The following is a 1,444-nucleotide window of genomic DNA, read 5'->3' as shown; positions in this document are numbered from 1 at the left end:
TCCGCGGCATCCCCGATCACCACGGTCCGCTCAGGATCCACTCTCAGCGACCCCAGATGCCGCACCATGTGCTCGGCCTTGCTGCCCCCCGACGGCCCGGTCCGCCCGTCCACCCGTATGAAGTGCGGCTCGATTCCGAACCCTCGCACCAACGGAACCAGCTCCTCATGCACATACATGCTGAGGATCGACTGACTCCGCCCCGCCGACCGCCACCCGGACAGCANNCTCGGCCTCGGTCGGCAGCCGCCCCATCAGCCGCTCGTAGAACTTCGGCACCGGCACGCAGTAGAGCTCCCGGTACTTCTCCAGCGTCAGCGGCTCCAGCCCCAGCTCGGCGAAGGCCGCGTTCGTCGCCCCGATGATCGCGTCGATGTCATGGAACAGCGTCCCGTTCCAGTCCCAGACAATGTGCGCGCCCGTCTGCTTCCCCATGCCCAAAACGTACCCGCCCCCACTGACAATCAAGAGAAAGGCGACTCAACGCGCCCCCCTGAACGCCGAGAGCACCCGCCCCGGCGCTCAGTCCCCGCGCTCCACCAGGTTGGGAATCTCCTGCGTGGCGAACCACAGCAGCTCGTGGTCGTCCGCCCCGTCCACGACGAACTGCGCGTCGTCGTCCCCACCGTCCGCCGCCGGCAGTGCCTCGGCCGCCGCCGTCACATCCGCCTCCGCGTCCGCGGCGTCGACATGCACGGAAGCCGCCTTGGCCAGCGCGACGGGGCCGGTGACCCGCACCTCCCCCAGCGCCGCCGGGTCGAGCCCCCGGTCGGGGTCCGCGCTCGCGGCCCGGTCGGGCACGTCCACGGAGACCACGACCCGCCGCCGCGGCGCCTCCGGCTCGGCCGCCAGCAGCCGCAGCGAGGCCAGCGCGGCCCGGCTCAGCGCCGCGTACTCCAGTTCCTCGATGTCGTCGGAGAGGTACCACTCGCGCAGCCCGGGCGTCACGGCGTAGGCGACGAACGGCCCGGCTCCCAGCTCACCCGTCTTGTACGCCTCGGCGAGACCGGGGAGGGTCAGAGGGACGTAGACACGCATGGCTGGCCGCTTCTTTCGTGGTCGTTTTTTCGTGGTCGTTTCGTGGTCGTGGTCACGGTCGGAGGGCTCCGGAGGGCCTTCAGGATACGTGCGGCGCGTCCCCTTTCGAGTTCCGCCCTGTGACGCCGGACGCGGCAACTCCAGGCCCGGCATTCACCCGGCGCACCCCCGCACTGACTGGTTCCACGCCCTCCACGCCACCCGGATAGGTGAACCTTCCGGCGCCCGCCACCCGAGATCCGCTTCCTTGCCCCTGCCCCCGTCGGGCCCGTACAAGATCACCAACCCGAAGTTACTCCCCGGTATCAACCGGGCCCACGAAACGGGGACCCCTCATGCACAAGGTCATGACCAGGGCACAGCAGCGCCCGGCCACCCGCCCACCAGCTGGCTCTTATACAAATCT

Annotated in this window: 1 protein-coding gene and 1 pseudogene; both read right to left on the bottom strand. The window is 69.8% G+C overall.

Annotated elements, in window-relative coordinates; genetic code table 11:
- A pseudogene (locus CCL05_RS41605) lies at window positions 1-435 on the bottom strand (HAD family hydrolase); the annotation flags it as partial.
- A gap of 87 nt (window positions 436-522) precedes the next feature.
- A complete protein-coding gene (locus CCL05_RS41600; RefSeq protein ID WP_086565742.1) occupies window positions 523-1,038 on the bottom strand; it encodes a DUF6912 family protein in 516 nt (171 codons plus the stop codon).
- Between the last annotated feature and the right edge of the window lie 406 nt (window positions 1,039-1,444).

Source organism: Streptomyces africanus, assembly GCF_002150735.1.
GTDB lineage: Bacteria > Actinomycetota > Actinomycetes > Streptomycetales > Streptomycetaceae > Streptomyces > Streptomyces africanus.
This window is presented reverse-complemented; position numbering and strand designations above follow the sequence as displayed.